Raw genomic sequence first — 24,504 nt, 5'->3', positions numbered from 1 at the left:
GCAGATATCCCGCTGCCGGCGAGCGGCGCTAGCGCCGTTTGTCGGCATGACCCAGCGAACGATCCGGCCAGCAGTAGTCGCGCACGCGCTGTTTCAGCGTGACCGCATCCGGAAAACCGCCGTCGCGTTTGCGCTCCCAGATAACCTGACCATCCACGCTGATCTCAAAGACGCCGCCGGTACCAGGCTGCAGCGTGACCGCGCTGAGATCGTCGCTGAACGTCTGCAGCAGCTCCTGAGCCATCCACGCTGAACGCAGCATCCAGTTGCACTGGGTGCAGTAGTGCAGGGTAATCGCGGGCTTAGACATCGTTAACTCCCTGACGGCAATCCACTATCAGCCGGCCGCGCACGTTGCCCGCCAGCAGCTGTTTGGCACCTTCCTGCGCTTCGCTGAGCGGGATGATGCGGGTTATCTGTTGCAGCAGCGCGCTGTCGGCCTGTTCTGCCAGCCGCTGCCACACCTGCTGGCGCAGCGGCTGCGGACACATGACGCTATCGATACCGGTCAGCGTGACGCCGCGCAGAATAAAGGGGGCCACGCTGCCCGGCAGATCCAGTCCCTGCGCCATTCCGCACGCGGCCACCACGCCGTCGCGCCGCATCCCTGCCAGCACGTTGGCCAGCGTATGGCTGCCCACGGTATCAATGGCGGCAGCCCAGCGCTCTTTTGCCAGCGGTTTACCCGGTTCGCTGAGTTCAGCACGATCGATTACCGCTGTGGCGCCCAGCGTATTGCACAGGTAGTCGCGCTCAGCTGTGCGTCCGCTGGCGGCGACCACCTCATATCCCAGGCGAGCCAGCAGTCTCACCGCAAAACTGCCTACGCCGCCGCTGGCTCCCGTTACCAGCACCGGGCCGTGCTGCGGGGTGATGCCCTGTTTTTCCAGCGCCATCACGCAGAGCATCGCGGTAAAGCCGGCGGTGCCTATCGCCATCGTCTGCTGCGGACTGAGCGCATCCGGCACGCTGACCAGCCAGTCGCCGGAGACGCTGGCTTTCTGCGCCAGTCCTCCCCAGTGCTTTTCACCCACGCCCCAGCCGGTCAGCAGCGCCAGATCGTTTTGCTGCCACGCCGGATGGCGGCTGTGGGTCACGCGGCCCACAAAGTCGATGCCTGGCACCATGGGAAACTGGCGTACGATCGGCCCTTTGTTGCAGATGGCGAGCGCATCTTTGTAATTCAGCGTGGAGTAGCTGATATCGAGGATAACATCCCGATCGGGAAGCTGTTGCTCGGAGAGATCCTGCAGGGAGGTGCGATACCCCTGCGCATCATTTTCAATGACTAATGCTTTGAACATGCCGCCTCCGGCGATGGGAAGTGTGCAGCCAATAGTACCCCTGATTGTGAGCGGCAGCAAAAAATGCCATTATCGCGACCGGCGGGTGTCCTGCACCGGTCACGCCGTTCCTTTCTGTGCCACTGGCACCCACTCATCCTGTTATGCCGGGGATTTGAGTTATGAACCCATTGAAAATAGCTGCCAGCGTGGCAATTGCGCCGGGCCTGAGCCTGAATACCACCCGCGATGTCGTGACGCTCGACACGACTGACTTTACCGACGTTGCCGCGGTGGTGCTCTCGCTGGCGGATACGCGCAGCGGCGTACTGATGCTGCTGCGCCAGACCGGATTTAACCTGCCGGTATTTGTGGCTAACGCGTTTGATACCGCAGTGCTGGATCTGCCTGGCGTGACCGGAGAAATCAACGGCGCAGCTGAAGAGTGGCAGGCGCTGGAGCAGGCTGCGCAGCAGTATGAGGCCGCACTGCTGCCGCCTTTCTTTGATACCCTGACGCGCTACGTCGATATGCAGAACAGCACCTTCGCCTGCCCGGGCCATCAGGGCGGGGCGTTTTTCCGCCGCCATCCCGCCGGGCGGCAGTTTTATGAATTTTATGGTGAAAACCTGTTCCGCTCTGATATGTGTAATGCAGATGTCCGGCTGGGCGATCTGCTAATCCATGAAGGCTCGGCGAAAGATGCGCAAAAGTTTGCAGCCCGCGTTTTTAACGCCGACAAAACCTATTTTGTGCTGAACGGAACATCAAGCGCTAATAAAGTCGTCACCAATGCGCTGCTGACGCGCGGCGACCTGGTTCTGTTCGATCGCAATAATCATAAATCCAACCATCACGGCGCGCTGCTGCAGGCGGGCGCCACGCCAGTCTACCTGGAGGCGGCACGTAATCCGTTTGGCCTGATTGGCGGCATCGACGCGCACTGTTTCGATGAAAGCTATCTGCGGGCAGAGATCGCAAAGGTTAATCCTGAACGCGCCAGGCAGGCGCGGCCATTCCGGCTGGCGATTATCCAGCTTGGCACCTATGACGGCACCGTTTACAACGCGCGTCAGGTGGTGGACCGCATCGGTCATCTGTGCGACTACATTCTGTTTGACTCCGCGTGGCTCGGCTATGAACAGTTTATTCCGCTGATGGCGGCGGGTTCACCGCTGACGCTTACCCTGACGGAAGACGATCCGGGGATCTTTGTCACCCAGTCAGTACACAAACAGCTGGCGGGCTTTTCGCAGACCTCACAGATCCATAAAAAGGATAATCATATCCGTGGTCAGCAGCGCTTTTGCCCGCATAAGCGGCTGAACAACGCCTTTATGCTGCACGCCTCAACCAGCCCGTTTTATCCGCTGTTTGCCGCGCTGGATATCAACGCGCGTATGCACCAGGGCGAGGCAGGACGCAGCCTGTGGCACGACTGCGTCATACAGGGCATTGATGCGCGTAAAGCGATCCTGCAGCGCTGCACCATGATTAAACCGTTTCTGCCTGCTCAGGTACACGGCGCGCCGTGGCAGCAGGCAGACAGCGCCGCTATCGCCCGCGATCCGGCTTACTTTAGCTTTGAGCCCGACGCAGAGTGGCACGGCTTCAGCGGCTATGCGCCGGGCCAGTATCAGATTGACCCCTGCAAGCTGCTGCTTACCACGCCGGGCATCGACGCACGCAGCGGCGCGTACAGCGACTTTGGCATTCCGGCCACCATACTGGCGAACTATCTGCGTGAGAACGGCATCGTGCCGGAGAAGTGCGATCTCAACTCCATTCTGTTCCTGCTGACGCCGGCAGAAAGCGCGGAGAAGATGGCGCATCTGGTGGCGATGCTGGAGCAGTTTGAACAGCAGGTGCGCGAAGATGCGCCGCTGGCGGAAGTGCTGCCGAGCCTGTATCGCAAGCATGCGGAGCGCTATCGCGGCTATACGCTGCGCCGCCTCTGTCAGGAGATGCACGATCTCTACGTCAGTTTTGCCGTTAAAGATCTGCAGAAAGCGATGTTCCGCGCTGACTGTTTCCCGCCGGTAGCGGTCAATCCGCAGGATGCGCATCAGGCTTATATCCGCGGTGAAGTGGAGCTGGTGCCGGTCGCAGAAGCGGAAGGGCGCATCGCGGCGGAAGGGGCACTACCTTATCCACCGGGCGTGCTGTGCGTCGTGCCCGGCGAGGTGTGGGGCGGGGCGGTACAGCGCTACTTCCTCGCGCTGGAAGCGGGCATCAACCAGCTGCCGGGCTTTTCACCGGAGCTGCAGGGTGTTTATATCGCGGAACAGAGCAGCGGCTATAAGCAGCTGGTGGCGAATATGCTGACCTGAGCGTATCGCGCCCTGACCCGATCGGGCAGGGCGCGACAATCCGGCGCATTTAATAGCGGTGATAGCTGCGCTGCGCCTGGTTAACTTTATAGAGATAACGACGCGACTCGGCAGAAGGATGGCGGCTGGTCAGCGTCTGGTAGACATCGGCTGGCGACATATCGTTGATCAGCGAAAATGCGCGATCTTTATCGCTGGAGAAGACGCGCAGTACGCTGCCGGCACCGCCGTTATACGCGGTGATCACCGCATAGCGACGCGAAGTGGGATCCTGAATGCCGCCCAGATAGCTTTTCTGCAGCAGCGACAGATAAGCCGTACCGGCATCGATGTTGTTTTCCGGGTCCAGCAGATAACTGCGGCTCGGCTTGCCCCATTTACCTTTCATGCGGAAGACGTCAACGCCGGCAGTATGCTGCACCACCTGCATCAGCCCCAGCGCATCAGCGTGGCTGACCGCATAGGGGTTAAAGCTCGATTCGGTCTGCATAATCGCCAGAATCAGTGAGGCATCGACACCATACTGCTCAGCAGATTTGCGCACCATCGGCAGATACTTATGTGCACGCTTGTCGAGATGGTTCGGCACCATCGGAATGGTTACCGACCAGATCACATGCAGCCCGGCGGTGCGTTTTTGCAGTTTGTTCTGGATCAGGTAGTCCGCAAAGCTGGCGGCGCGCCCCTGCCAGCGGATCGGCTGCCCGGTATTATCCAGCACCTGGCCATACAGCAGCGGCTCTTTACTAATCTTAATATCGTTGGCGTCAGAGTAGAGATCGACATTGCCCGGATCGTCGCCGATCAGCAGGGTGGTGACGATCGCCTGGCGCAGGCTGGCCATGGGATCGGTACCGGAGATGGTCTCAATGGTGATACTACCCTTGTCGAAGTTGATGTGACTGCGGGTGTAGTAGCTGTCACTGTACTTCACATAATCTTTCGGCCCGGCGATAAGGACTTCATTAATGCCCCAGATATTTTCAATATTGGCGGCAAACTGTCCCATCAGAATGTCAAAGCCGTTGGTATCTTTAACCCACTCTTCGTGATACTGCGATTTTTTTTGTCCGGAGCAGGAGATTAATAGCGGCGCGATCGCCAGCAGGGCTATCAGTTTTTTATTCATCGTGAATCTGTGCCTGACTCAAAAAAGCGGGCCTCAAAGGAAGGCCCGGAACGGTTATTTTTCTGGCGGGGTAAAACCTTCGATATGCACATCTTTGCCTTCAAACAGGAAATTGACCATCTCCTTTTCCAGCACTTTGCGATCTTCCGGATTCATCATGTTGAGCTTTTTCTCGTTGATCAACATGGTCTGTTTCGACATCCACTGCTGCCAGGCTTCTTTAGAAATCTCATTATAGATGCGCTTGCCCAGCTCGCCGGGATAGAGCTGAAAGTCCTGGCCTTCAGCGTCACGTTGCAGATAGGTACAAAAAATGGTGCGGCTCATTACTCTTCCTCTTCGATCGCGCGCGATGACAGTGACAGCTGCTGCGGATGGCGTAATTCATGCAGTAAACGCTCTACCGGGGCAGCAAGGCCCACTGACGGTGGTTGCGCTAAGTTATACCAGAGACCGCCCGCTTCATCCATCAGCGACCCGGCGGATGGCTCTGCCAGCCACATCGGCACAATATCCAGATGGAAATGGCTAAAGGTGTGGCGAAATGCCGTCAGCTGCTGCAGATTGCCGCTAATACCGTGCTGTGTCAGCCACTCCCGCAGTGCATCCTCGCTGCTAAACTGCGGAAAGCAGTAAAGGCCGCCCCACAGTCCCGTGGGCGGGCGCTGCGCCAGCCAGACATTATCGCCATTCTGCATCAGTAAAAACCAGCCGCTGCGCACCGGCAGAGTGACTTTGGGCTTTTTGCCCGGATAGTCAGCCCAGCTCTGGCTGGCATACGCCTCGCAGCCGCTATTGAGCGGGCAGATTTCGCACTTTGGCCGTGAACGGGTGCAGACCAGCGCGCCGAGATCCATCATCGCCTGATTAAACTGGCTGACACCCTGCGCTGGCGTCACTGCTTCGCTGATCTGCCACAGCTGCTTTTCAACCTCTTTTTTGCCAGGCCAGCCGCCTATGGCGTAGCAGCGCGCCAGCACGCGTTTGACGTTGCCATCCAGAATCGGAAAATGCAGGCCAAGCGACAGTGAAAGGATCGCCCCGGCGGTCGAGCGACCCACGCCCGGCAGAGCAGCAATTGCCGTGAAGTCCGGCGGGAACTCACCGCCGTGCTGATCCACGACCTGTTTAGCCGCTTTATGCAGGTTGCGCGCCCGCGCATAGTAGCCGAGGCCGGTCCAGAGATGCAGCACTTCATCCAGCGGCGCGGCAGCAAGATCGCGCACGGTGGGGAAGCGCGCCATAAAACGTTCAAAATAGGGAATAACCGTGGCAACCTGCGTCTGCTGCAGCATGACCTCTGAAAGCCACACTTTGTAGGGCGTCTTTTCCAGCTGCCACGGCAGCGTTTTACGGCCAAAGCGGTCATACCACTTCAGCACCTGTTGCGCGAATTGCGACGCCTGCATCATATGAAGGAAATTTTCCGTGTTTACTCTACAATCAGGCAGGAATTGCAGCACAGAGCGTCAGGGGTGTAAACCGGAAGATTGCAAAGGCTTGCTTCTGACCTTTAACTTTGCATAATGCCCGTTTCCCCGAACAGGCTAACCAGCAGGCTTCAACATGATAAATGACGTCATCACTCCGGAATTTGATGAAAACGGGCGGCCGCTGCGCCGTATCCGCAGCTTCGTACGCCGCCAGGGGCGGTTAACGAAAGGCCAACAGCTCGCGCTGGATCAATACTGGCCGGTGATGGGCGTTGAGTATCAGCCCGCGCCGCTGGACATGACCGCGCTGTTCGGGCGCGACGCACCGCTGGTGCTGGAGATCGGTTTTGGTATGGGCGCCTCGCTGGTCACCATGGCGCAAAATAATCCGCAGCAGAACTTCCTGGGCATTGAAGTGCATGCGCCGGGCGTAGGTGCCTGCCTGGCATCTGCGAAGGAAGCGGGCGTAGAGAATCTGCGGGTCATGTGCCATGACGCGGTAGAAGTGCTGGAGCATATGATCCCGGATAACTCTCTGCGCATGGTGCAGCTTTTCTTCCCGGATCCGTGGCACAAAGCGCGTCACAATAAACGCCGTATCGTGCAGGCGCCGTTTGCTGAACTGGTGCATCGTAAGCTGAAGCTTGGCGGCGTGTTTCATATGGCCACCGACTGGGAAGATTACGCGACCCATATGCTGGAGGTGATGAACAGCGTAGCGGGTTACGTTAATCAGTCAGCCACCCAGGATTACGTGCCGCGTCCCGAGACGCGTCCATTGACTAAATTTGAGCAGCGTGGGCAGCGACTGGGCCATGGCGTGTGGGATCTGATGTTTGAGAGGGTAAAATAATGGCCGTACAGCGTAGTCGTCGTTTACGTAAGAAACTGCATATCGATGAGTTTCAGGAGCTGGGTTTTTCCGTAGCATGGCGTTTTGCCGAGGGAACCACTGAAGAGCAGATTGATGCCACGCTGGATCAGTTTATCACTGAGGTGATCGATCCAAACGGTCTGGCTTATGACGGCAGTGGTTATCTGGTATGGGAAGGCCTGGTCTGCATGCAGCAGACCGGAAAGTGCACCGATGAGCATCGTGAACTGGTGTGCAAGTGGCTGGAAGGGCGTGAATTGTCTGATATCCAGATAACGGAACTCTTCGACGTCTGGTGGGACTAAGTTGTAGTGCGACATGCGGGTGCGCATTTCTGCGCGCCCTGTACTGCACTGCGCCCCCTACAATGTAATTTGCCGCAGGGGCGCCATTCATGGCGCCCGCGCCATTGGCCGCACAATACCCACCCCGCACAGCACATTCAGGAGATCTCATGATTCGTAAGGCTCTGTTCGCCGCGCTACTGCTGACGGCAGCGCAGGCACACGCTGACTACCAGTGCAGCGTTAATCCGCAGGATGATGTGGTGATCACCCCACAAAGCGTTCAGGTTGTCGGCAGCAACGGCAATCTCACGATGACCCCACAGGGTGATGTCACCTTTAACGGCAAAACGGTTACCGTTGATAACGCGGCACGTCAGCAGGCGATTGATTACCAGAGCGCGCTGCGTCGCGATTTGCCGTGGGTCAGCAACGGCGCAAAAACGCGCCTTGAACGCGGGCGCGCCGCACTGGATAAAGTGATCGTTGAGAAACTGGGCAGCGACAGCAATGTGCGCAACCGCCTGACCACGCTGGATGGCCAGCTGAAGCAGCAGATGAATCGCATCATTGAGCAGCGCCAGGATGGCCTGACGTTCCACCACCAGGCAATAAACCAGGTGCGCGCTGACGGACAGAAGCTGGTACAGAGCACGCTGGGCGGCGTACTGCAGGATAGCCTGAATGAGATGGGCACGCGGCAGGCGACCAGCGGCAGTAATCCGCTGCAGGCGCTGATGGGCAATCTGGGTGGTCTGCAGCAGTCGATTCAGACTGAATGGAACAACCAGGAGCGCGATTTCCAGAACTTTGGCCATGAGGTCTGCAACCGGGTCATCGCGCTGGAAAACCAGCGTAAAACGCTGGTGAAGAGTATTAACTAGCAAAAAAAGAGCGGCCACCGGGCCGCTCTGATTACATAAACAGTTCCAGCAACGAATTCAGGAACAGTTTGCCTTTCTCGGTGATCTGCCACTCGCTGGCGCTCTCAGTGACATAGCCTGCGGTGATAGCCTGCTCCATCTGCGGGCGGATCGTCTGTTCATCCAGCCCGGTATAACGCTGAAACTCCGCGCGCGGCGCCGCTTCCAGCAGGCGGAACCGGTTCATAAAGAACTCAAACGGCTTATCTTCGTCCGCCACTTCATGTTGCTTATCAAGATAGTTGCCCTTCATAAAGCCGCGCGGATGACGGGTTTTGACCGTCCGCACAATGCGGCCATCCGCCTGCGTCAGCTTACCGTGCGCCCCGCAGCCGATACCGAGATAATCACCGAAGCGCCAGTAGTTGAGATTGTGCTCACAGCGATAGCCCGGCTTCGCGTAGGCTGAGGTTTCATACTGCTGATAGCCGGCAGCCGTCAGCAGCTGGTGCCCCTGCTCGTAGATATCCCACAGCGCATCATCATCCGGCAGCTGCGGTGGTCGTGAGCCAAACAGCGTGTTCGGCTCAATGGTTAGCTGATACCAGGAGAGATGCGGCGGGTTAAGCGCAATTGCCTGACGGAGATCGTCCAGCGCCTCTTCCAGCGACTGGTCAGGCAGGCCATGCATCAGATCCAGATTAAAACTGCGCAGCCCGAGCGCGGCGGCCAGTTCGGCGGCGCGTTTCGCCTCCTGCGGTCCATGAATACGCCCCAGCCGCTCCAGCTTCTGCGGACTGAAACTCTGCACGCCGATGGAAATGCGATTGATCCCCGCAGCCTGGTAGCCGCTGAAGCGATCGGCTTCCACCGTGCCGGGATTTGCTTCCATGGTGATCTCTGCATCAGCCGCCAGCGGCAGGCGCACCCGTACGCCATCCATCAGCGTCTGCATCGCGTGGCTGCTCAGCAGGCTCGGCGTGCCGCCGCCAATAAAGATGGTGCGTACCTCGCGTCCGGCGGTCAGAGGCAGATCCTGCTCAAGATCCTGCAGCAGGTGCTGCACATACTCCAGATGCGGGACTTCCCCTTTCAGCGCGTGTGAGTTGAAGTCGCAGTAGGGGCACTTCTGTACGCACCACGGAATATGGATGTAGAGGCTCAGCGGCGGTAACTCAGCCATTGCGCATCGCGTCCAGCAGCAGCGTTAACGCTTTACCCCGGTGGGAGAGGGCACGCTTATCCTCTTTGCTCAGTTCAGCGGCGGTTTTACCCGCTTCCGGTACAAAGAAGATGGGATCGTAGCCAAAGCCGCCTTCACCGGCCGCCGTACGGGTAATTTCGCCCGCCCAGCTGCCGTGAAACACCAGCGGTACCGGGTCAGCGGCGTGCCGCACATAGACCAGCACACAGTGAAACTGCGCCTGACGCGCGCCATCCGGCACATTTTCCAGCGCCAGCAGCAGCTTATCCAGATTTTGCTGGTCGCTGGCTTCTGCGCCAGCATAGCGCGCGGAGTAGATGCCGGGCGCGCCGCCCAGCGCATCTACCGCCAGACCGGAATCATCTGCGATAGCCGGCAGGCCGGTTATCTGCGCCGCGTGACGCGCTTTAAGCAGCGCATTTTCAATGAAGGTCAGACCGGTCTCTTCGGCTGACTCTACGCCAAGCTCCGTTTGCGCCACGATATCCAGCCCGAAATCAGCGAGCAGATCGGCCAGTTCGCGAACTTTGCCCGGATTACCGGTTGCGAGAACAACTTTTTGCATAACAGTTCCAGATTAACAAATTACAGCAGATACCAGAGACCCGGGAACAGGTCCATGCCAAGGAAATTCAGCGCATAGAGCACCAGAATGACAATCATGGCGGAGAAGTCGATACCGCCCATAGCGGGCAGCATACGGCGAATAGGTGCCATCAGCGGTTCGGTAAGCTGTATCAGCACGTGATCCAGCGGCCCGCGTCCCTGACTGATCCAGCTCATCAGCGAGCGGATAATAATGACCCAGAACACCAGATTACCGGCTGACTTCAGCAGCGACAGCAGTCCTACCAGCAGATTGGTGGGATCAACCGAGAAAGCGCCGACCTGAATCAGCAGCAGAATCGGATACTTCAGCGTGGTCAGCACAAACGCCAGCAGCAGCGAGGCGGTATCGATGGGGCCGATAGCGGGCAGCACGCGACGCAGCGGTTTGATCACCGGCTGCGTAATCTTCACCACAAACTGCGCCAGCGGATTGTAGAAGTCGCAGCGTGACCACTGCATCCAGATACGCAGCAGCAGTACCATGACGTAGAGATCGATCAGCGTTTTGACTAAAAACGTCAGTGTTAACATGGAGTTCCTCAGTTATTGTTGTGAAGGTCGCGCATAATCCCGCGCGCCAAACAGGGCGGTGCCAATTCTTACCATAGTGCTGCCGGCCGCGATTGCCGCTTCCATATCGTCGCTCATGCCCAGTGAAAGCGTATCAATGGCGGGATAGTCGCGCTGCAGCGCATGAAACGCACTGGCCATCTGCTGGCAGACGGCCAGCTGGCGTGCATAATCCTGCTCGGGAGCCGGAATCGCCATCAGGCCGCGCAGGCTCAGGCGGGGCAGGGCGGCGATAGCCGCGGCCAGCGCCGGAACAGCCTCCAGCATGATGCCAGATTTACTGTTTTCGTCACTGATATTTACCTGAATTAACACGTTCAGCGGCGGCAGGTGCGCCGGACGCTGGTCGTTAAGCCGCTGCGCAATACGCAGGCGATCAACGGTATGACACCAGGCAAAATGTTCTGCGACCAGACGGCTTTTATTGGATTGCAGCGGACCGATAAAGTGCCACTGCAGATCGCCTTCCGTCATCAGCGCCGCGATCTTTTCCACCCCTTCCTGCACGTAGTTTTCGCCAAACGCGCGCTGCCCGGCGGCAACCGCTTCTGCGACAGCGCTCGCAGGTTTGGTTTTGCTTACTGCAAGCAACGTAATCTCTTCTGGCGCCCGGCCGCAACGCACGGCAGCGGCAGCGATACGCTCGCGTACCTGATGTAAGTTGTGCTCAATGGAAGTCATAGTCAGGAGAAATAAATGGATTTAGATGAAATTGTGGCCCTTAGTGTAAAGCATAACGCCGCCGATCTGCACCTGTGCAGCGGACATTTACCGCACTGGCGGCGGCAGGGCGTGCTGGAGCCGGTGCCGCAGCAGCTGCCGCTGCCATCTGCATGGCTGGAGAGGTTTACTACGCGGTTTCTCAGCGCTGCGCAGCAGTCGGAGCTTGACGTCACCGGACAGGCGGACTTTGCCCTGACGCTCAGCAGCGGCGTACGGCTGCGTGCCAATCTTTTCACCCAGCGGCACGGATTATCACTGGCGCTGCGGCTGATTGCGCAGACGATCCCGCCGCTGGCGCAGCTGCGCCTGCCGCCTGCCGTGCAGCAGCTCCTGCAGCTGCAGGAGGGGCTGGTTCTGATTAGCGGTGCAACCGGCAGCGGCAAGTCGACGACGCTGGCTGCACTGGTACAGGCGCTGAACCAGCAGCAGGCGCGGCATATCATCACTCTGGAGGATCCGATCGAGTTTGTGCACCGGAGTCAGCGTTCGCTGATTCAGCAGCGTGAAGTGGGGACGCACTGCCTCTCTTTTCAGCACGGGCTGAAAGCGGCGCTGCGTGAAGATCCCGACGTTATTCTGCTGGGTGAACTGCGCGACAGTGAGACGATCCGTTTAGCCCTGACCGCCGCTGAGACCGGGCATCTGGTGCTCGCTACGCTGCATACCCGCAGCGCGGCGCAGGCGGTTGATCGTCTGGTTGATGTCTTTCCGGCCGAAGAGAAAAACCTGGTGCGCACGCAGCTGGCGGGCAGCCTGAAAGCGGTAGTGGCGCAGCGGCTGGTGGCGGCGAAAGCGGGCGGACGTGTTGCGCTGTATGAGGTGCTGATCGCCACGCCTGCGGTAGCCAGCCTGATCCGTGAAGGCAAAGGACATCAGCTGCCGGGCGTGCTGCAGACCGGTGCGCAGCATGGCATGCAGACCTTTGCGCAAAGTGAACAGGCACGCCGCGCGGAGGGCATTATTGACCAGGCAAGCGGATAGCGGAGCTGAAGCAGCACTGATGCTGCAGCTGTGCGCCCGGTCAGCTCCCGGCATCGGCTACACCTGCTGACCGGAGTGCGCTTTATCGCGTTTACGCTGCTTGCAGCGTCAGTGGGTTTCGAACCAGTCCTGCAAAATAATCACGGCCGACTGTGAGTCTACCTGTCCTTTCTGCAGTGCACGAAAGCCGCCGCGCTTAAAGAGATCGGCGCGCGCCTCAACGGTACTCAGGCGCTCATCCTGCAGCTCAACGCGTACGCCAAAACGGCCGTGCAGGCGATTGGCAAATTTGCGTGCGCGGGCAGTCAGCGGCTGTTCGGTGCCGTCCATATTCAGCGGCAGGCCGACCACCACGTAGTCAGGCTGCCACTCCTTCAGCAGTTTCTCAATCAGGTTCCAGTCTGGCGTGCCTTCCTGAGCTTTCAGCGCTGTCAGCGGACGTGCGGTGCCGGTGAGCTGCTGACCCACGGCAACACCGATGCTTTTGGTGCCAAAATCAAAGCCGAGCAGCGTTGCATTCTGCATCAGGCGTGTCCCGCATCGCTGGTCATGTTATGAATATCGACACCCATGCTGCGGGCGGCTTCGCGCCAGCGTCCGGCAATCGGCGTCTGGAACAAAATTTGCGTGTCGGCCGGGGTCGTAAGCCAGGCGTTCTCCAGCAGCTCGTTCTCCAGCTGATCTTTTTCCCAGGCGCAGTAGCCGAGTGCGACCAGCACATTCTCCGGCTGCTGAGCAGTGCCGATCGCTTCCAGCACATCGCGCGAGGTAGTAATCACGGTGTTGTCTGAGATGCGAATACTGGAGGCATAAGTATGCTGCGCAGAGTGCAGAATAAAACCGCGATCTTCCGCCAGCGGACCGCCGGCAAACACCGGTTTATCGAGCTTAATCGCCGGATCGCGCTCTGACGGAGTGATTTTTAGCTTCTTCAGAATACCCTCTACCGTCAGGTTCTCCATCGGTTTATTAATAATCAAACCCATCGCACCCTCTTCATTATGCTCGCAGATATAGACAACAGAGCGTTTGAACAGAGGATCCTGCAGAGAGGGCATCGCTATCAAAAAATGATGCTGTAAATTCATTGTCACTCATTTACCGAAGAGAACCGGCGCCAGTGCGGCAGCGCCGGTATCAAAGGGGTTAGGGAGTTTGCACTCCGGCTGCGTCCTCAGCCCAGACGTTTTTCGATCGCGTCCATCAGCATTCCGGTAACTGAAATCGGGAACGCCGCTTCAATTTCCCGTACGCAGGTTGGGCTGGTGACATTCACTTCAGTAAGTTTATCACCGATGATATCCAGGCCAACAAAAATCAGCCCCTTCGCTTTCAGCGTGGGACCGACACGTCGTGCAATTTCCCAGTCGCTGTCAGAAAGCGGGCGCGCTTCGCCGCGACCACCGGCTGCAAGGTTGCCGCGCGTTTCGCCGCCCTGTGGAATACGCGCCAGGCAGTAAGGTACCGGCTCGCCATCGACGACCAGGACGCGCTTATCGCCCTCTTTAATCGCCGGCAGATAATTTTGCGCCATGCAGAAGAACTGGCCGTGATTGGTCAGGGTTTCTGTGATCACGCCAAAGTTTGCGTCATCCTGCTTAACGCGGAAAATGGATGCGCCACCCATACCGTCAAGCGGCTTCAGAATGACATCACCATGTTCCTGCCAGAAAGCGCGCAGCTGCTCTTTATTACGCGTGACCAGCGTATCCGGCGTCAGATCTGCAAACCATGCAGTATAGAGCTTTTCGTTACAATCGCGCAGGCTCTGCGGTTTGTTCACAATCAGCGTACCCTGCTCCTCAGCCCGCTCCAGCAGATAGGTCGCGTAAATAAACTCGGTGTCAAAAGGTGGATCTTTACGCATCAGCACAACGTTGAGATCGGCCAGCGGGATAGTCTGCTCGCTGCCAAACTCATACCACTGCGAAGCATTCTGCTCCACGCTCAGCAGACGCGTACGGGCGTAGGTCACGCCGCCGCGCAGAGAGAGGTCGCCCATCTCCATGTAATGAATTTCGTAGCCACGACGCTGTGCCTCCAGCAACATGGCGAAGCTGGTGTCTTTTTTAATATTGATAGACGAAATCGGGTCCATCACAATGCCAAGCTTAATCATTATTCTCTCCTCAGAGGGGATATCAGCGACGTCCTTCCATGCGAAAGCGTCGTGCTGTGTAGTAGTCTGCGTCTCTTTTACGGCCCGAATTATCCCTTAACCGAGATCGCCAAACCTCACCTGAAGTGCCGTTATAGCGGTGAGGGCAGTGGTTTCCGTGCGCAGCACGCGCGGCCCCAGTAATATATCCGTAAAGCCCTGCTGCGCCGTCATGGCGATCTCCTCAGCAGATAATCCCCCTTCAGGGCCAATCAGCAGCCGCACCCGCTCAACCGGTTGCGGCAGGGTGTTGATGCTGTGGCTGGCGCGTGGATGAAGATTCAGCCTGATGCCCTCATCAGCTTCGGCACACCAGGCTTCCAGCGTCATCGCGTCACGAATCAGCGGTACGCGGTTGCGGCCACACTGCTCGCAGGCGGCGATAGCAATCTTCTGCCACTGCTGGATCTTCTTTGCCAGCCTTTCTGCATCCAGCTTCACGCCGCAGCGCTCAGAAAACAAGGGCGTAATCACGTTTACGCCCAGCTCTATCGATTTCTGGATGGTGAATTCCATTTTTTCACCACGCGACATCACCTGACCCAGATGTAAATGCAAGGGGGATTCCCGGTCATCAGGCTGACCGCTAAGAACCCTTACTTTTACACGCTTTTTATCCGCCTGGGTGATTTCGGCGTTAAAAGTCAGATTAGTGCCATCAAACAGTTCAAGCATCTGCCCGGCGCCCATGCGCAGCACGCGGCCAACGTGGTTAGCCGCGTCATCTTCAAGAAAGATTTCACTGTCAACAGAGAGCGGTTCGGGGTGATAAATGCGGGGTATACGCATGCGGTTCCTGCCAGCGTTATTGCCGCATCCCGTGATGCGGCGCAAAAATAATAAGCTAGTTTAGGGTAGCGCTTTTAGCGCTGGCAAGCGCGCTGTACATACGGGTTGTGATTTCCCTGCACCTGAGCAATACGGCTGTCGCGCTCGCACTCCCAGACGCTGACCGGATAGAGCTTATCCCAGGCGCTGAACAGCTGAGTCTGCTGGCGGGAGAGGCGCAGCTGATAGCGATCGCGCATGTAAAAGTAGGTGCGTGCAATGGCGCCGCGCGCGCGGGCCGGCGGTTCAGCCAGCTTCTGTTTGAAGTCCACTTTCATCGCGCACTGCCCGTAAGGCTGCTCGCCGCCGTTCCACTGGCTGTACTGGAAATTGTTTCGATCGCCGTTAACCTCGCCGATAGCGGGCTGAAGATTATGCAGATCGCTCTCTATACGGCGATAGACCGGATCTTTGGCGCAGTTTTTTCGCCCTCCCTCCTGCCAGCACTGGCGCTGATGGCCAAATTCCCACGCCGGAACCACATGTTCCCATTCAATGCGCCCGGCGCGGTTGGCATTTTTTCGTACGCTATAGCCGCAGCTTTTAAGATCGGGCACGCCTTTTTTTCCCTGCCAGCTGATCGTGCAGCCGCAGTAGAAATCGGGCGCATCCGCGTTGATTTGCGATGCAACCACTTTTGCCTGGCGAAAATTATTCTGATGAAACGAAGAGAAGCTGAGGCTGTACGCGCTAAGCGGTGCCAGCAGCAGAGGAAGAAGTAACAGCGTTTTGCGAGACATATTCCAGAAATTTACCCGATACCCAAAAAAGGGCGGCAGGGTAGCAGAATGACCGGAGCGGGGAAATGGGATTAGCGCGCTATATGCTGCTGAATTCGCCGGGCTGCAGCAGTGAACCACAGCGAACGCAGCGATATTCACTTTCTCCGCGCAGCACGCGATTATGCCGGCGCACGGTCAGCTGATGCTGCTGACAGCTGCAGCGATAGGTGAAGGTGTTGATGCGCACCGAGTTCAGGGCAAACTGATGAGTACGGCGTGCCGGCACGCCGAGCACCGTCTCCATCATCCACTTCCACTCTTTGCCGTGCGGCGCAACGCGCCCGAAGCGCTTCCACACCAGCAGGTGCGCCAGTTCATGCGGCACCACTTCGTCGGTGAACGCCTGCAGATTCTCCTGCAGCAGCACCGGATTCAGCCGGATCTCCCACTTCTCCAGCCAGGCGGTACCTGCGGCAGTGCCGCGCTGCTGGTAGAGCAGTGCGGGTTCATCAAAGGTGCATTCAAGGCGCTGTGCGGCGAGCTGCAAAAAGTGCCGCAGCGATCGCATGACCGCCTGCTGACAGGCGACAGGTACGCGGGTCGTTTTCATGGCGGGCAGCATACCATACGCTGCGCTGGCGCGGCAGCGGGCAGTCGCGCCCATAAAAAAGGGCCGCCCGCAGGCAGCCCTTGTCACTCAGTAAAACATTACTGCTGACCGATGTCGCGCAGTTTTTTACCTGCCATCAGGTTACGCTCAATGTGCTCCAGCGAGACGTTTTTGGTCTCCGGGATCAGCACCAGCGTCAGCACAATGAAGAACAGGTTCAGGCCGGCATAGACCCAGAAGGTCGGCGCGTTGCCCAGCATGTTCAGCATGGTCAGGAAGGTAGCGCCCACGATCATGTTGGCGATCCAGTTCGTGGTGGTCGAGACGGTAATCCCGAAATCGCGCCCTTTCAGCGGCTGAATTTCAGAGCAAAGCACCCAAATCAGCGGGCCGGCTGACATGGCAAAGCCGATGATAAACATCAGCAGCATCGCCACGGCGAAGTACTGTGCGCCCTGAGAGTGGATGCCCAGGTGCAGCATAGTGCCGAGAACGCCCATACCGGCCGCCATAACCATAAAGCCCAGCACCAGCGTCGGTTTACGGCCCCAGCGATCGACCAGACCGATAGCGATAAAGGTCGCCAGAACGTTGACCAGACCAACAATCACCGTACCCCACATCTGCTGCGTGGTGTTGGCGAAGCCGGCAATTTCAAAAATTTTCGGCGCGTAATACATAATGACGTTCATGCCGGTGAACTGCTGCATCACCTGCAGCAGCACGCCGAGGAACACCGCACGACGGAAGTTGCTGTTGCCCTGGAACAGCTGCCAGCCAGACTGTTTTACTTTCAGGCTCTCACGGATCTCATCCAGCTCACGTTTTGCCTGTTCGCTGGTGTCGCGCAGGCGATCCAGCACGCGCTGCGCATCGCGGAAGTTACCTTTCGCAGCCAGCCAGCGCGGGCTGTTTGGCAGGAAGAAGACGCCAACCAGCAGCAGAATCGCAGGGATAGTGATCACGCCCAGCATCCAGCGCCACTCTCCGGATGCGCTGAACGCGGTATCAGAGAGGTAGGCGCCCAGAATACCGATGGTGATCATCAGCTGATAGAGCGAAATCATACTGCCGCGGATTTTCTCTGGTGCAATTTCAGAGAGATAGAGCGGGGCAGTATAAGAAGCCACGCCAACTGCCAGGCCCAGTACTACGCGGGTAGCAATCAGCATCTCCGGGTTTGGCGCCATAGCTGACCACAGCGAACCGATAACAAACAGCACAGAGCCGGCCATCAGGCTCTTTTTACGACCCAGGTGTGATGACATCCAGCCGCTGCCGATTGCACCGACCGCCGCGCCAAACATCATCGAGCTGACAATCCACTCCTGCTGGTGAGCAGTAACGTTGAAATCTTTAGCGATAAAGGGCAGGGCACCTGCGATGACACCGATATCCAGCCCGAACAGCAGGCCGGCTAACGCCGCCAGAAAGCAGACAAACAGGGTCATCGCCTTGTTTGAGGTTCTGCTTTTGTGAGTATTACCAGGCATAAAGCCTCCGAAAGTTATTTGTCTTGTTTTTTATTAATGCTAAGAGACCTGTACACGATAAAAAGTGAGCGCGATCACACGAATGTAACCGCTTACACACGCCGAAACCCTGTAATCCAGCATTTTTTGCCCGGAACAGTCTCTTCGCCAGTAAGGTATAGCACCCTTCAAGTTTCTGACATCGCTTTAAATATTGCCTATCAGACGACGCTGAAAATAACGCATTTTCAGAGTGATGACTACGCTGAAAAATCTCTAAATTACAGATTAAAAAAGAGTTTTAGAATGTAATCGTTAACACTTTGTTATCACAGCGGTGATAAGAGTGTAGCCAGTGAAAAATTTTATGCCCGGGAAAGCCTGAAGCCAGCTATGCCGCAGGATTTCACCCGGCAGGAAGCACGCAGGGCGATTAACGGCACGGCACCCAGGGGGCGCATTAATGCGCCCCTGGTTCAGATGATGTACGCAGCCAGGGCGGCATAAATGCCGCCCCTGTGGTTACACATGACCCACCCCTGGTCCGGATGAGTTACGAAATCAGAGCGGTGGGGTACGTTCAGGCATAAAAAAGCCCGCACAGAGCGGGCTATTAAACAGAATACTCTGCGCTTACAGGCCAGCGGCTTCGCGCAGCAGGGCGGCTTTATCCGTCTGCTCCCACGGGAAGTGTTCGCGGCCAAAGTGACCGTAGGCGGCGGTCTCTTTATAGATAGGTTTCAGCAGATCCATCATCTGAATCAGACCGTAAGGGCGCAGGTCAAAGAATTCACGAACCAGCAGCGTCAGCTGTTCGGTCGGTACTTTCTCAGTGCCAAAGGTTTCTACCATGATCGACGTTGGCTCTGCCACGCCGATAGCGTAGGAAACCTGAATCTCGCAGCGATCGGCCAGGCCGGCAGCAACAATGTTTTTTGCCACATAGCGCGCGGCGTAGGCTGCAGAGCGGTCAACTTTTGATGGATCTTTACCGGAGAAAGCACCGCCACCGTGACGAGCCATGCCGCCGTAGGTATCAACGATGATTTTACGGCCGGTCAGGCCACAGTCACCCATCGGGCCGCCAATAACAAAGCGACCGGTCGGATTGATATGGTATTTAGTGCTGGCGTTGATCCACTCAGCAGGCAGCACCGGCTTAATGATCTCTTCCATCACCGCTTCACGCAGATCGGTCTGAGAAACCTCTTCTGAATGCTGGGTTGAGAGCACGACAGCGTCGATACCAACAATCTTGCCACCATCATACTGGAAGGTGATCTGGCTTTTGGCGTCCGGGCGCAGCCAGGACAGCGTGCCATTTTTACGCACTTCAGCCTGACGCTGCACCAGACGGTGCGCATAGGTAACCGGCGCAGGCATAAGCACATCTGTTTCGTTAGTTGCGTAACCAAACATCAGACCCTGATCGCCCGCACCCTGCTCCAGCGGGTCGGTACGATCTACGCCCTGATTAATATCAGGTGACTGCTTGCCAATGGCGCTCAGTACGGCGCAGGAGTTGGCATCAAAGCCCATATCAGAATGAACATAGCCGATCTCACGTACGGTATTGCGGGTGATCTCTTCAATATCGACCCAGGCGCTGGTGGTGATTTCACCGCCTACCAGTACCATACCGGTTTTGACGTAAGTTTCGCAGGCCACGCGCGCTTTCGGATCCTGTTCGAGGATGGCATCCAGCACGGCATCGGAAATTTGGTCAGCGATCTTATCAGGATGTCCTTCTGATACGGACTCAGATGTAAAAAGGTGTTTAGCCATTCTGTTCTTTACCTTAGAAATGGGTTGAATTCGACTGCATAGCGCCAGTGAAAAACCTGCTTAGCGCCCCTTCAGGCAAAGCCACGAGCAGCAGGGAGTGTCAGCACGCCAGGCTCACACCGCCTGGAACTTATTCAGTTTAGATGGAAAACCATCTGGACGGCTATTTTAGGTTACCCGATGTGCATTTTACCAGAGCTTTTTCTGATTCGGTTTGTTTCAAAAAGCGGCTTACTGGAAGCTTTTGCTGACAGCGCGCGCAGGGCGGGGACAAAGATTTTGCAATTTTACCCGGCTGGCGGTATAAAACGCCGCTATTGATGCCAGGACGCCGTCAGGCGTTGCACGATCAGATACCGTGTCTGATTTTTTTCCGCTCCGTTTCCGCATGCTGCCCGCAGGCGCTGGAGGTGAGTAAAGTAATGAACCGTTCCCATCTGCTCTCTGGTTCACAGCGCATATTTTGCGCGCTGGCCTCTCTTTCTGCTGTTCACTCTTCCTGTTCTTTCTGTCGATGTTTGCCGCCGCGCAATCATGACGACATGCATAGCCATTAAACTGCGGCTGAAATCAGACACCAGCACACGCGCGTGATTTATACCCGCAGCCGTGCCAAATCCGATTGGATTTCCACTGACTGCAGCACGATGTTTTACACTTACTGGCAGTAACACCCGGGGTAACCTGATGAGGCGGGACACGCAGCATGAATAAGTTTTTAGCCGCAAACGCACCAGCAGTACCTGATAACTCTCTACTATTTCAACAGAAAACTGAGGTTCGCGATGTCTGACGACATGAAGAATATCAAGGGTTCGTCAGCTGGCGAACAGGGTGTCCTCCGCTCAATGCAGGAGGTGGCGATAAGCGATCAGGAAGCGAGCCGTATGCTGCGCACCTATAACATCGCCTGGTGGGGCAATAACTATTACGACGTAAACGAGCTGGGCCATATCAGCGTATGTCCGGATCCCGATCGGCCTGAGGTGCGGGTTGACCTGGCGAAGCTGGTCAAAGAGCGCGAGGCTGACGGTCAGCGTCTGCCGGCGCTGTTCTGTTTTCCGCAGATCCTGCAGCATCGCCTGCGCTCCATCAACGCGGCGTTCAAGCGCGCACGCGAATCCTATGGTTATAAAGGCGACTACTTCCTGGTTTATCCGATCAAGGTTAATCAGCACAAGCGCGTCATTGAATCGCTGGTTAACTCGGGTGAACCGCTGGGCCTTGAAGCGGGCTCAAAAGCAGAGCTGATGGCGGTACTGGCGCACGCGGGCAAAACGCGCACCGTTATCGTCTGTAATGGCTATAAAGATCGTGAATATATCCGGCTGGCGCTGATCGGTGAAAAGCTCGGCCATAAAGTCTACCTGGTGCTGGAAAAAATGACCGAGGTCCGTCTGGTACTGGAAGAGGCGGAGCGTCTGAATGTGGTACCGCGTCTCGGCATCCGCGCGCGCCTGGCCTCGCAGGGCTCGGGTAAGTGGCAGTCGAGCGGTGGTGAGAAATCGAAGTTTGGCCTGGCGGCATCTCAGGTGCTGCAGCTGGTGGATATCATGCGCAAAGCTGGCCGGCTTGACAGCCTGCAGCTGCTGCACTTCCATCTCGGCTCGCAGATGGCGAATATCCGCGATATCGCGACTGGCGTACGCGAATCTGCCCGCTTCTATGTTGAGCTGGCAAAGCTTGGCGTAAATATCAAATGCTTTGACGTCGGCGGCGGCCTGGGGGTGGACTATGAAGGCACCCGCTCCCAGTCTGACTGCTCGGTAAACTATGGCCTGAATGAGTATGCCAATAACGTTATCTGGGCGATTGGCGACGCCTGCGAAGAGCATGGTCTTGAACATCCGACGGTGATCACTGAGTCAGGCCGCGCCGTAACAGCACACCATACCGTGCTGGTCTCTAACATCATCGGCGTAGAGCGTAACGAATTCAGCACGCCGGTCGCACCTGATACGGATGCACCGCGCCCGATTCAGAGCCTGTGGGATACCTGGCAGGAGATGCATGAGCCCAATGTGCGCCGTTCGCTGCGTGAATGGCTGCATGACAGCCAGATGGATCTGTTTGATATCCACACCGGTTACTCATCCGGCACCTACGATCTGGGACAGCGCGCGTGGGCGGAACAGCTCTATCTGAGCATTTGTCACTATATCCAGCAGCATCTGGATCCGAGCAATCGTGCACACCGCCCGATTATCGATGAGCTGCAGGAGCGTATGGCAGATAAAATCTACGTTAACTTCTCTCTGTTTCAGTCGATGCCGGATGCCTGGGGTATCGATCAGCTCTTCCCGGTTATGCCGCTGGAAGGTCTGAACAAGATGCCGCAGCGTCGCGCTGTGCTGCTGGATATTACCTGTGACTCCGACGGGACAATCGACCATTACGTTGACGGTGACGGGATCGCAACCACTATGCCGATGCCTGAATATGATGTGGATAATCCGCCAATGCTGGGCTTCTTTATGGTGGGTGCTTATCAGGAGATCCTCGGCAACATGCATAATCTATTTGGTGACACCGAAGCAGTAGATGTGTTTGCTTTCCAGGATGGCAGCGTGGAAGTGCAGTTATCAGATGAAGGGGATACCGTCGCTGACATGCTGGAATATGTACAGCTGAATCCGGACGATCTGATGACGCTATTCCGCGATCAGGTGAAACAACAGCAGGATATAGATGAAGAGCTGCGATCGCAGTTCCTTGCCGAGTTTGAAAGCGGCCTTTATGGTTATACCTATCTTGAAGATGAATAATCAGTAATAACGTATCGGGCCCTGCGGGGCCCTTTTTTTTTGCTGTAAAATTTTTTCTGGTTTGTGACGTAATTCACTATTTCATACGAGCGCCACTTCCTCGTTTTCTTCTGCCGCTGCTGTCCGATCAATTTGGCTTAAAAATCAATATCCTCTACCGATATCGCTCGCTCTGGCTCTGCATTTTCTTATGTATTGATAAATTTTTTTATGTTTCGCTTATCTTTAAATCATAATTTATTTATGTTTTTAATAAATACGAGATGTTTTTAGCCGTGATGCATCTGGCGCATTTACTGGCGCCAGACTTCCTGAAAAATAGCCGGTTATTGCTAAAGTGAAACGCTAATAACGCTGCGCCTTAACATTAATTTAACTTAAAATCAGCAATATAACGCTAATTGAGGCGCTGATGCTCGTGCAGTGCAAGAGAACAGGCTTATTTACAGGTGCCAGTTATAGAATATTACCGGAACGGTTGTCAGAAAATGATTGGTTTTAGCTATCATTTCAGGGCCATTTTTAGCTGAAAACTATTTTTCAAAATGTAAATTGCAGGCTAATCTCCTGTTGCTATAGTAATTTTTGTCGATGTTTCGATTTCAGATAACATGAATAAATCTGATCTTTAGAGTCTTATCAGCAGCGTCTTCAGGAAGGGTGCCATGACCGAGCGTTTTAATCCGGTTTTCTTGCTGGAACCCGTTCATAGTCTGACCGGAGAGGTGACTTCATGGGAGCTGCTGACACGTTTTAAAGAAAAAAAAGCGACAACTACACAACGCAATCCCGACAGAGAAGAGCATTTTTTCTCTCTGCTTTCTGCCGATGAGAAATGGCAGCTATTCCTTCACCAGGTCGAAAATATTATTCAGCTTAGTCAGCAGGGGTTTAACCAGGTTATCAGCGTAAACGTAGACATAGATATTGTTGCCGGCATATTTGCAGACGAAGTCATTCAGGAAAAACTGGCGTCTGTTGCATTATTGCGGCTGGAAATCTCTGCATTTTTCACCTCGCGTTTTAATAGTGAGGATCTGCTGACCCTTAAAGGGGTAATGACTCCAACTTACTGATAGTGTTTTATGTTCAGATAATGCCCGATGACCTTGTCATGCAGCTCCACCGATTTTGAGAACGACAGTGACTTCCGTCCCAGCCTTGCCAGATGTTGTCTCAGATTCAGGTTATGCCGCTCAATTCGCTGAGTGTAACGCTTGCTGATTACGTGCAGCTTTCCCTTCAGGCGGGATTCATACAGCGGCCAGCCATCCGTCATCCATACCACGACCTCAAAGGCCGACAGCAGGCTCAGAAGACGCTCCAGTGTGGCCAGAGTGCGTTCACCGAAGACGTGCGCCACAACCGTCCTCCGTATCCTGTCATACGCGTAAAACAGCCAGCGCTGACGTGATTTAGCACCGACGTAGCCCCACTGTTCGTCCATTTCAGCGCAGACAATCACATCACTGCCCGGCTGTATGCGCGAGGTTACCGACTGCGGCCTGAGTTTTTTAAGTGACGTAAAATCGTGTTGAGGCCAACGCCCATAATGCGGGCGGTTGCCCGGCATCCAACACCATTCATGGCCATATCAATGATTTTCTGGTGCGTACCGGGTTGAGAAGCGGTGTAAGTGAACTGCAGTTGCCATGTTTTACGGCAGTGAGAGCAGAGATAGCGCTGATGTCCGGCAGTGCTTTTGCCGTTACGCACCACCCCGTCAGTAGCTGAACAGGAGGGACAGCTGATAGAAACAGAAGCCACGGGAGCACCTCAAAAACACCATCATACACTAAATCAGTAAGTTGGCAGCATCACCCTTAAAGGCGTAGCGAAAATTACGCCGGCTCCTCTCTGGCTAGACAATTTTGGTCCGGG

The 24,504-nt window shown here is 56.2% G+C and carries 25 protein-coding genes; 7 read left to right on the top strand and 18 right to left on the bottom strand.

The features are described from left to right. Positions 1-28: 28 nt before the first annotated feature. Together LAC65_RS13225 and acuI are read right to left on the bottom strand one after the other, a co-directional pair. Positions 29-310, bottom strand: coding sequence for an Rdx family protein (locus LAC65_RS13225; protein ID WP_039380110.1), 282 nt, complete (start codon positions 308-310; stop codon positions 29-31). Beyond that, positions 303-1,304, bottom strand: coding sequence for an acrylyl-CoA reductase (NADPH) (gene acuI, locus LAC65_RS13220; protein WP_039380109.1), 1,002 nt, complete (start codon positions 1,302-1,304; stop codon positions 303-305). Before acuI ends, LAC65_RS13225 begins: the two co-directional genes overlap by 8 nt. A gap of 161 nt (positions 1,305-1,465) precedes the next feature. On the opposite strand from acuI, the gene LAC65_RS13215 reads away from it, so the two are divergent. Then, complete coding sequence (locus tag LAC65_RS13215; protein WP_039380108.1) at positions 1,466-3,613, top strand: ornithine decarboxylase; 2,148 nt, start codon at positions 1,466-1,468, stop codon at positions 3,611-3,613. Between the two features lie 49 nt (positions 3,614-3,662). On the opposite strand, the gene mltC is transcribed toward LAC65_RS13215, so the two are convergent. From mltC to mutY, 3 genes are read right to left on the bottom strand one after another with little or no spacing between them, the layout of a single operon-like run. After that, the gene (gene mltC, locus LAC65_RS13210; protein ID WP_039380107.1) at positions 3,663-4,742 is read right to left on the bottom strand and encodes a membrane-bound lytic murein transglycosylase MltC; all 1,080 of its coding nucleotides are present in this window, start codon (positions 4,740-4,742) and stop codon (positions 3,663-3,665) included. Between the two features lie 54 nt (positions 4,743-4,796). Then, positions 4,797-5,069, bottom strand: a complete 273-nt coding sequence (locus LAC65_RS13205) for an oxidative damage protection protein (RefSeq protein WP_039380106.1) — start codon at positions 5,067-5,069, stop codon at positions 4,797-4,799. Next, a complete protein-coding gene (gene mutY, locus LAC65_RS13200; protein ID WP_039380105.1) occupies positions 5,069-6,154 on the bottom strand; it encodes an A/G-specific adenine glycosylase in 1,086 nt (361 codons plus the stop codon). Before mutY ends, LAC65_RS13205 begins: the two co-directional genes overlap by 1 nt. Positions 6,155-6,308: 154 nt before the next feature. On the opposite strand from mutY, the gene trmB reads away from it, so the two are divergent. The 3 genes from trmB to LAC65_RS13185 all read left to right on the top strand — a co-directional run bounded on the left by trmB (position 6,309) and on the right by LAC65_RS13185 (position 8,217). After that, on the top strand, positions 6,309-7,028 hold the full coding sequence (trmB, locus tag LAC65_RS13195; protein ID WP_039380104.1) for a tRNA (guanosine(46)-N7)-methyltransferase TrmB: 720 nt from the start codon (positions 6,309-6,311) through the stop codon (positions 7,026-7,028). Beyond that, positions 7,028-7,354, top strand: coding sequence for a YggL family protein (locus tag LAC65_RS13190; RefSeq protein WP_039380103.1), 327 nt, complete (start codon positions 7,028-7,030; stop codon positions 7,352-7,354). The genes trmB and LAC65_RS13190 overlap by 1 nt, the downstream gene beginning before the upstream one ends. 149 nt (positions 7,355-7,503) lie before the next feature. After that, entirely contained in the window at positions 7,504-8,217 is a 714-nt protein-coding gene (locus LAC65_RS13185; RefSeq protein WP_039380102.1) for a YggN family protein, read from the top strand. A 31-nt stretch (positions 8,218-8,248) separates the two neighbouring features. Here LAC65_RS13185 and hemW read toward each other — a convergent pair whose 3' ends face one another. From hemW to LAC65_RS13165, 4 genes are read right to left on the bottom strand one after another with little or no spacing between them, the layout of a single operon-like run. Further along, entirely contained in the window at positions 8,249-9,379 is a 1,131-nt protein-coding gene (gene hemW / locus LAC65_RS13180; protein WP_039380101.1) for a radical SAM family heme chaperone HemW, read from the bottom strand. Then, the gene (gene rdgB, locus LAC65_RS13175; RefSeq protein ID WP_039380098.1) at positions 9,372-9,965 is read right to left on the bottom strand and encodes an RdgB/HAM1 family non-canonical purine NTP pyrophosphatase; all 594 of its coding nucleotides are present in this window, start codon (positions 9,963-9,965) and stop codon (positions 9,372-9,374) included. The genes hemW and rdgB overlap by 8 nt, the downstream gene beginning before the upstream one ends. Before the next feature lie 20 nt (positions 9,966-9,985). Continuing rightward, positions 9,986-10,540, bottom strand: a complete 555-nt coding sequence (locus tag LAC65_RS13170) for a YggT family protein (protein ID WP_039380096.1) — start codon at positions 10,538-10,540, stop codon at positions 9,986-9,988. Positions 10,541-10,552: 12 nt separating this feature from the next. Continuing rightward, a complete protein-coding gene (locus tag LAC65_RS13165; RefSeq protein ID WP_039380094.1) occupies positions 10,553-11,260 on the bottom strand; it encodes a YggS family pyridoxal phosphate-dependent enzyme in 708 nt (235 codons plus the stop codon). Positions 11,261-11,275: 15 nt separating this feature from the next. Here LAC65_RS13165 and LAC65_RS13160 point away from each other — a divergent pair, with 15 nt between their 5' ends. After that, positions 11,276-12,283, top strand: coding sequence for a type IV pilus twitching motility protein PilT (locus LAC65_RS13160; RefSeq protein ID WP_039380091.1), 1,008 nt, complete (start codon positions 11,276-11,278; stop codon positions 12,281-12,283). Positions 12,284-12,391: 108 nt separating this feature from the next. Here the strand turns inward: LAC65_RS13160 and ruvX are convergent, their stop codons facing one another. From ruvX to metK, 8 genes are all read right to left on the bottom strand, one after another. Then, positions 12,392-12,808, bottom strand: coding sequence for a Holliday junction resolvase RuvX (gene ruvX, locus LAC65_RS13155; protein ID WP_039380089.1), 417 nt, complete (start codon positions 12,806-12,808; stop codon positions 12,392-12,394). After that, positions 12,808-13,371, bottom strand: coding sequence for a YqgE/AlgH family protein (locus LAC65_RS13150; RefSeq protein ID WP_039380087.1), 564 nt, complete (start codon positions 13,369-13,371; stop codon positions 12,808-12,810). Before LAC65_RS13150 ends, ruvX begins: the two co-directional genes overlap by 1 nt. Before the next feature lie 86 nt (positions 13,372-13,457). Beyond that, positions 13,458-14,402, bottom strand: a complete 945-nt coding sequence (gshB, locus tag LAC65_RS13145) for a glutathione synthase (protein WP_039380084.1) — start codon at positions 14,400-14,402, stop codon at positions 13,458-13,460. A 96-nt stretch (positions 14,403-14,498) separates the two neighbouring features. Further along, positions 14,499-15,230 carry a 16S rRNA (uracil(1498)-N(3))-methyltransferase gene (gene rsmE / locus LAC65_RS13140; protein WP_039380081.1) on the bottom strand — a complete coding sequence of 244 codons (732 nt, stop codon included), beginning with the start codon at positions 15,228-15,230 and terminating at the stop codon, positions 14,499-14,501. 74 nt (positions 15,231-15,304) lie between these two features. Further along, on the bottom strand, positions 15,305-16,009 hold the full coding sequence (gene endA / locus LAC65_RS13135) for a deoxyribonuclease I (protein ID WP_039380079.1): 705 nt from the start codon (positions 16,007-16,009) through the stop codon (positions 15,305-15,307). 79 nt (positions 16,010-16,088) lie between these two features. Continuing rightward, positions 16,089-16,601 (bottom strand): SprT family zinc-dependent metalloprotease, encoded by a 513-nt coding sequence (locus LAC65_RS13130; RefSeq protein ID WP_144380317.1) that lies wholly within the window; start codon positions 16,599-16,601, stop codon positions 16,089-16,091. Positions 16,602-16,699: 98 nt separating this feature from the next. Further along, entirely contained in the window at positions 16,700-18,094 is a 1,395-nt protein-coding gene (locus LAC65_RS13125; protein ID WP_039380077.1) for a sugar porter family MFS transporter, read from the bottom strand. Between the two features lie 612 nt (positions 18,095-18,706). Next, positions 18,707-19,858: a methionine adenosyltransferase gene (gene metK / locus LAC65_RS13120; RefSeq protein ID WP_039380075.1), complete on the bottom strand. Its 1,152-nt coding sequence runs from the start codon at positions 19,856-19,858 to the stop codon at positions 18,707-18,709. Positions 19,859-20,643: 785 nt separating this feature from the next. Here metK and speA point away from each other — a divergent pair. Together speA and LAC65_RS13110 are read left to right on the top strand one after the other, a co-directional pair. Further along, positions 20,644-22,623, top strand: coding sequence for a biosynthetic arginine decarboxylase (gene speA, locus LAC65_RS13115; RefSeq protein ID WP_039380074.1), 1,980 nt, complete (start codon positions 20,644-20,646; stop codon positions 22,621-22,623). A gap of 665 nt (positions 22,624-23,288) precedes the next feature. After that, entirely contained in the window at positions 23,289-23,699 is a 411-nt protein-coding gene (locus tag LAC65_RS13110) for a hypothetical protein (RefSeq protein ID WP_052246442.1), read from the top strand. Here LAC65_RS13110 and LAC65_RS13105 read toward each other — a convergent pair. Continuing rightward, a protein-coding gene (locus LAC65_RS13105) for an IS1 family transposase (protein WP_223429336.1) occupies positions 23,693-24,390 on the bottom strand; the annotation gives its coding sequence in 2 pieces (ribosomal slippage) (positions 23,693-24,141 and positions 24,141-24,390; 699 coding nt in all). The genes LAC65_RS13110 and LAC65_RS13105 overlap by 7 nt on opposite strands. Between the last annotated feature and the right edge of the window lie 114 nt (positions 24,391-24,504).

The sequence above is a fragment of the Pantoea eucrina genome, assembly GCF_020079945.1.
GTDB classification, from domain to species: domain Bacteria; phylum Pseudomonadota; class Gammaproteobacteria; order Enterobacterales; family Enterobacteriaceae; genus Pantoea; species Pantoea eucrina.
Note: the sequence above shows the minus strand (reverse complement) of the source record. Positions and strands in the feature narration are given on the sequence as shown.

Excerpts from the sequence above, each read along its gene's own strand:
- LAC65_RS13185 (WP_039380102.1), top strand. The coding sequence starts at position 7,504 with ATGATTCGTAAGGCTCTGTTCGCCGCGCTACTGCTGACGGCAGCGCAG.
- rsmE (WP_039380081.1), bottom strand. The coding sequence starts at position 15,230 with ATGCGTATACCCCGCATTTATCACCCCGAACCGCTCTCTGTTGACAGT.
- ruvX (WP_039380089.1), bottom strand. The coding sequence starts at position 12,808 with ATGCAGAATGCAACGCTGCTCGGCTTTGATTTTGGCACCAAAAGCATC.
- rdgB (WP_039380098.1), bottom strand. The coding sequence starts at position 9,965 with ATGCAAAAAGTTGTTCTCGCAACCGGTAATCCGGGCAAAGTTCGCGAA.
- LAC65_RS13110 (WP_052246442.1), top strand. The coding sequence starts at position 23,289 with ATGACCGAGCGTTTTAATCCGGTTTTCTTGCTGGAACCCGTTCATAGT.
- mutY (WP_039380105.1), bottom strand. The coding sequence starts at position 6,154 with ATGATGCAGGCGTCGCAATTCGCGCAACAGGTGCTGAAGTGGTATGAC.
- trmB (WP_039380104.1), top strand. The coding sequence starts at position 6,309 with ATGATAAATGACGTCATCACTCCGGAATTTGATGAAAACGGGCGGCCG.
- hemW (WP_039380101.1), bottom strand. The coding sequence starts at position 9,379 with ATGGCTGAGTTACCGCCGCTGAGCCTCTACATCCATATTCCGTGGTGC.
- endA (WP_039380079.1), bottom strand. The coding sequence starts at position 16,009 with ATGTCTCGCAAAACGCTGTTACTTCTTCCTCTGCTGCTGGCACCGCTT.
- LAC65_RS13215 (WP_039380108.1), top strand. The coding sequence starts at position 1,466 with ATGAACCCATTGAAAATAGCTGCCAGCGTGGCAATTGCGCCGGGCCTG.
- acuI (WP_039380109.1), bottom strand. The coding sequence starts at position 1,304 with ATGTTCAAAGCATTAGTCATTGAAAATGATGCGCAGGGGTATCGCACC.
- mltC (WP_039380107.1), bottom strand. The coding sequence starts at position 4,742 with ATGAATAAAAAACTGATAGCCCTGCTGGCGATCGCGCCGCTATTAATC.
- LAC65_RS13205 (WP_039380106.1), bottom strand. The coding sequence starts at position 5,069 with ATGAGCCGCACCATTTTTTGTACCTATCTGCAACGTGACGCTGAAGGC.
- speA (WP_039380074.1), top strand. The coding sequence starts at position 20,644 with ATGTCTGACGACATGAAGAATATCAAGGGTTCGTCAGCTGGCGAACAG.
- metK (WP_039380075.1), bottom strand. The coding sequence starts at position 19,858 with ATGGCTAAACACCTTTTTACATCTGAGTCCGTATCAGAAGGACATCCT.
- LAC65_RS13130 (WP_144380317.1), bottom strand. The coding sequence starts at position 16,601 with ATGAAAACGACCCGCGTACCTGTCGCCTGTCAGCAGGCGGTCATGCGA.
- LAC65_RS13190 (WP_039380103.1), top strand. The coding sequence starts at position 7,028 with ATGGCCGTACAGCGTAGTCGTCGTTTACGTAAGAAACTGCATATCGAT.
- gshB (WP_039380084.1), bottom strand. The coding sequence starts at position 14,402 with ATGATTAAGCTTGGCATTGTGATGGACCCGATTTCGTCTATCAATATT.
- LAC65_RS13170 (WP_039380096.1), bottom strand. The coding sequence starts at position 10,540 with ATGTTAACACTGACGTTTTTAGTCAAAACGCTGATCGATCTCTACGTC.
- LAC65_RS13165 (WP_039380094.1), bottom strand. The coding sequence starts at position 11,260 with ATGACTTCCATTGAGCACAACTTACATCAGGTACGCGAGCGTATCGCT.
- LAC65_RS13150 (WP_039380087.1), bottom strand. The coding sequence starts at position 13,371 with ATGAATTTACAGCATCATTTTTTGATAGCGATGCCCTCTCTGCAGGAT.
- LAC65_RS13160 (WP_039380091.1), top strand. The coding sequence starts at position 11,276 with ATGGATTTAGATGAAATTGTGGCCCTTAGTGTAAAGCATAACGCCGCC.
- LAC65_RS13125 (WP_039380077.1), bottom strand. The coding sequence starts at position 18,094 with ATGCCTGGTAATACTCACAAAAGCAGAACCTCAAACAAGGCGATGACC.
- LAC65_RS13225 (WP_039380110.1), bottom strand. The coding sequence starts at position 310 with ATGTCTAAGCCCGCGATTACCCTGCACTACTGCACCCAGTGCAACTGG.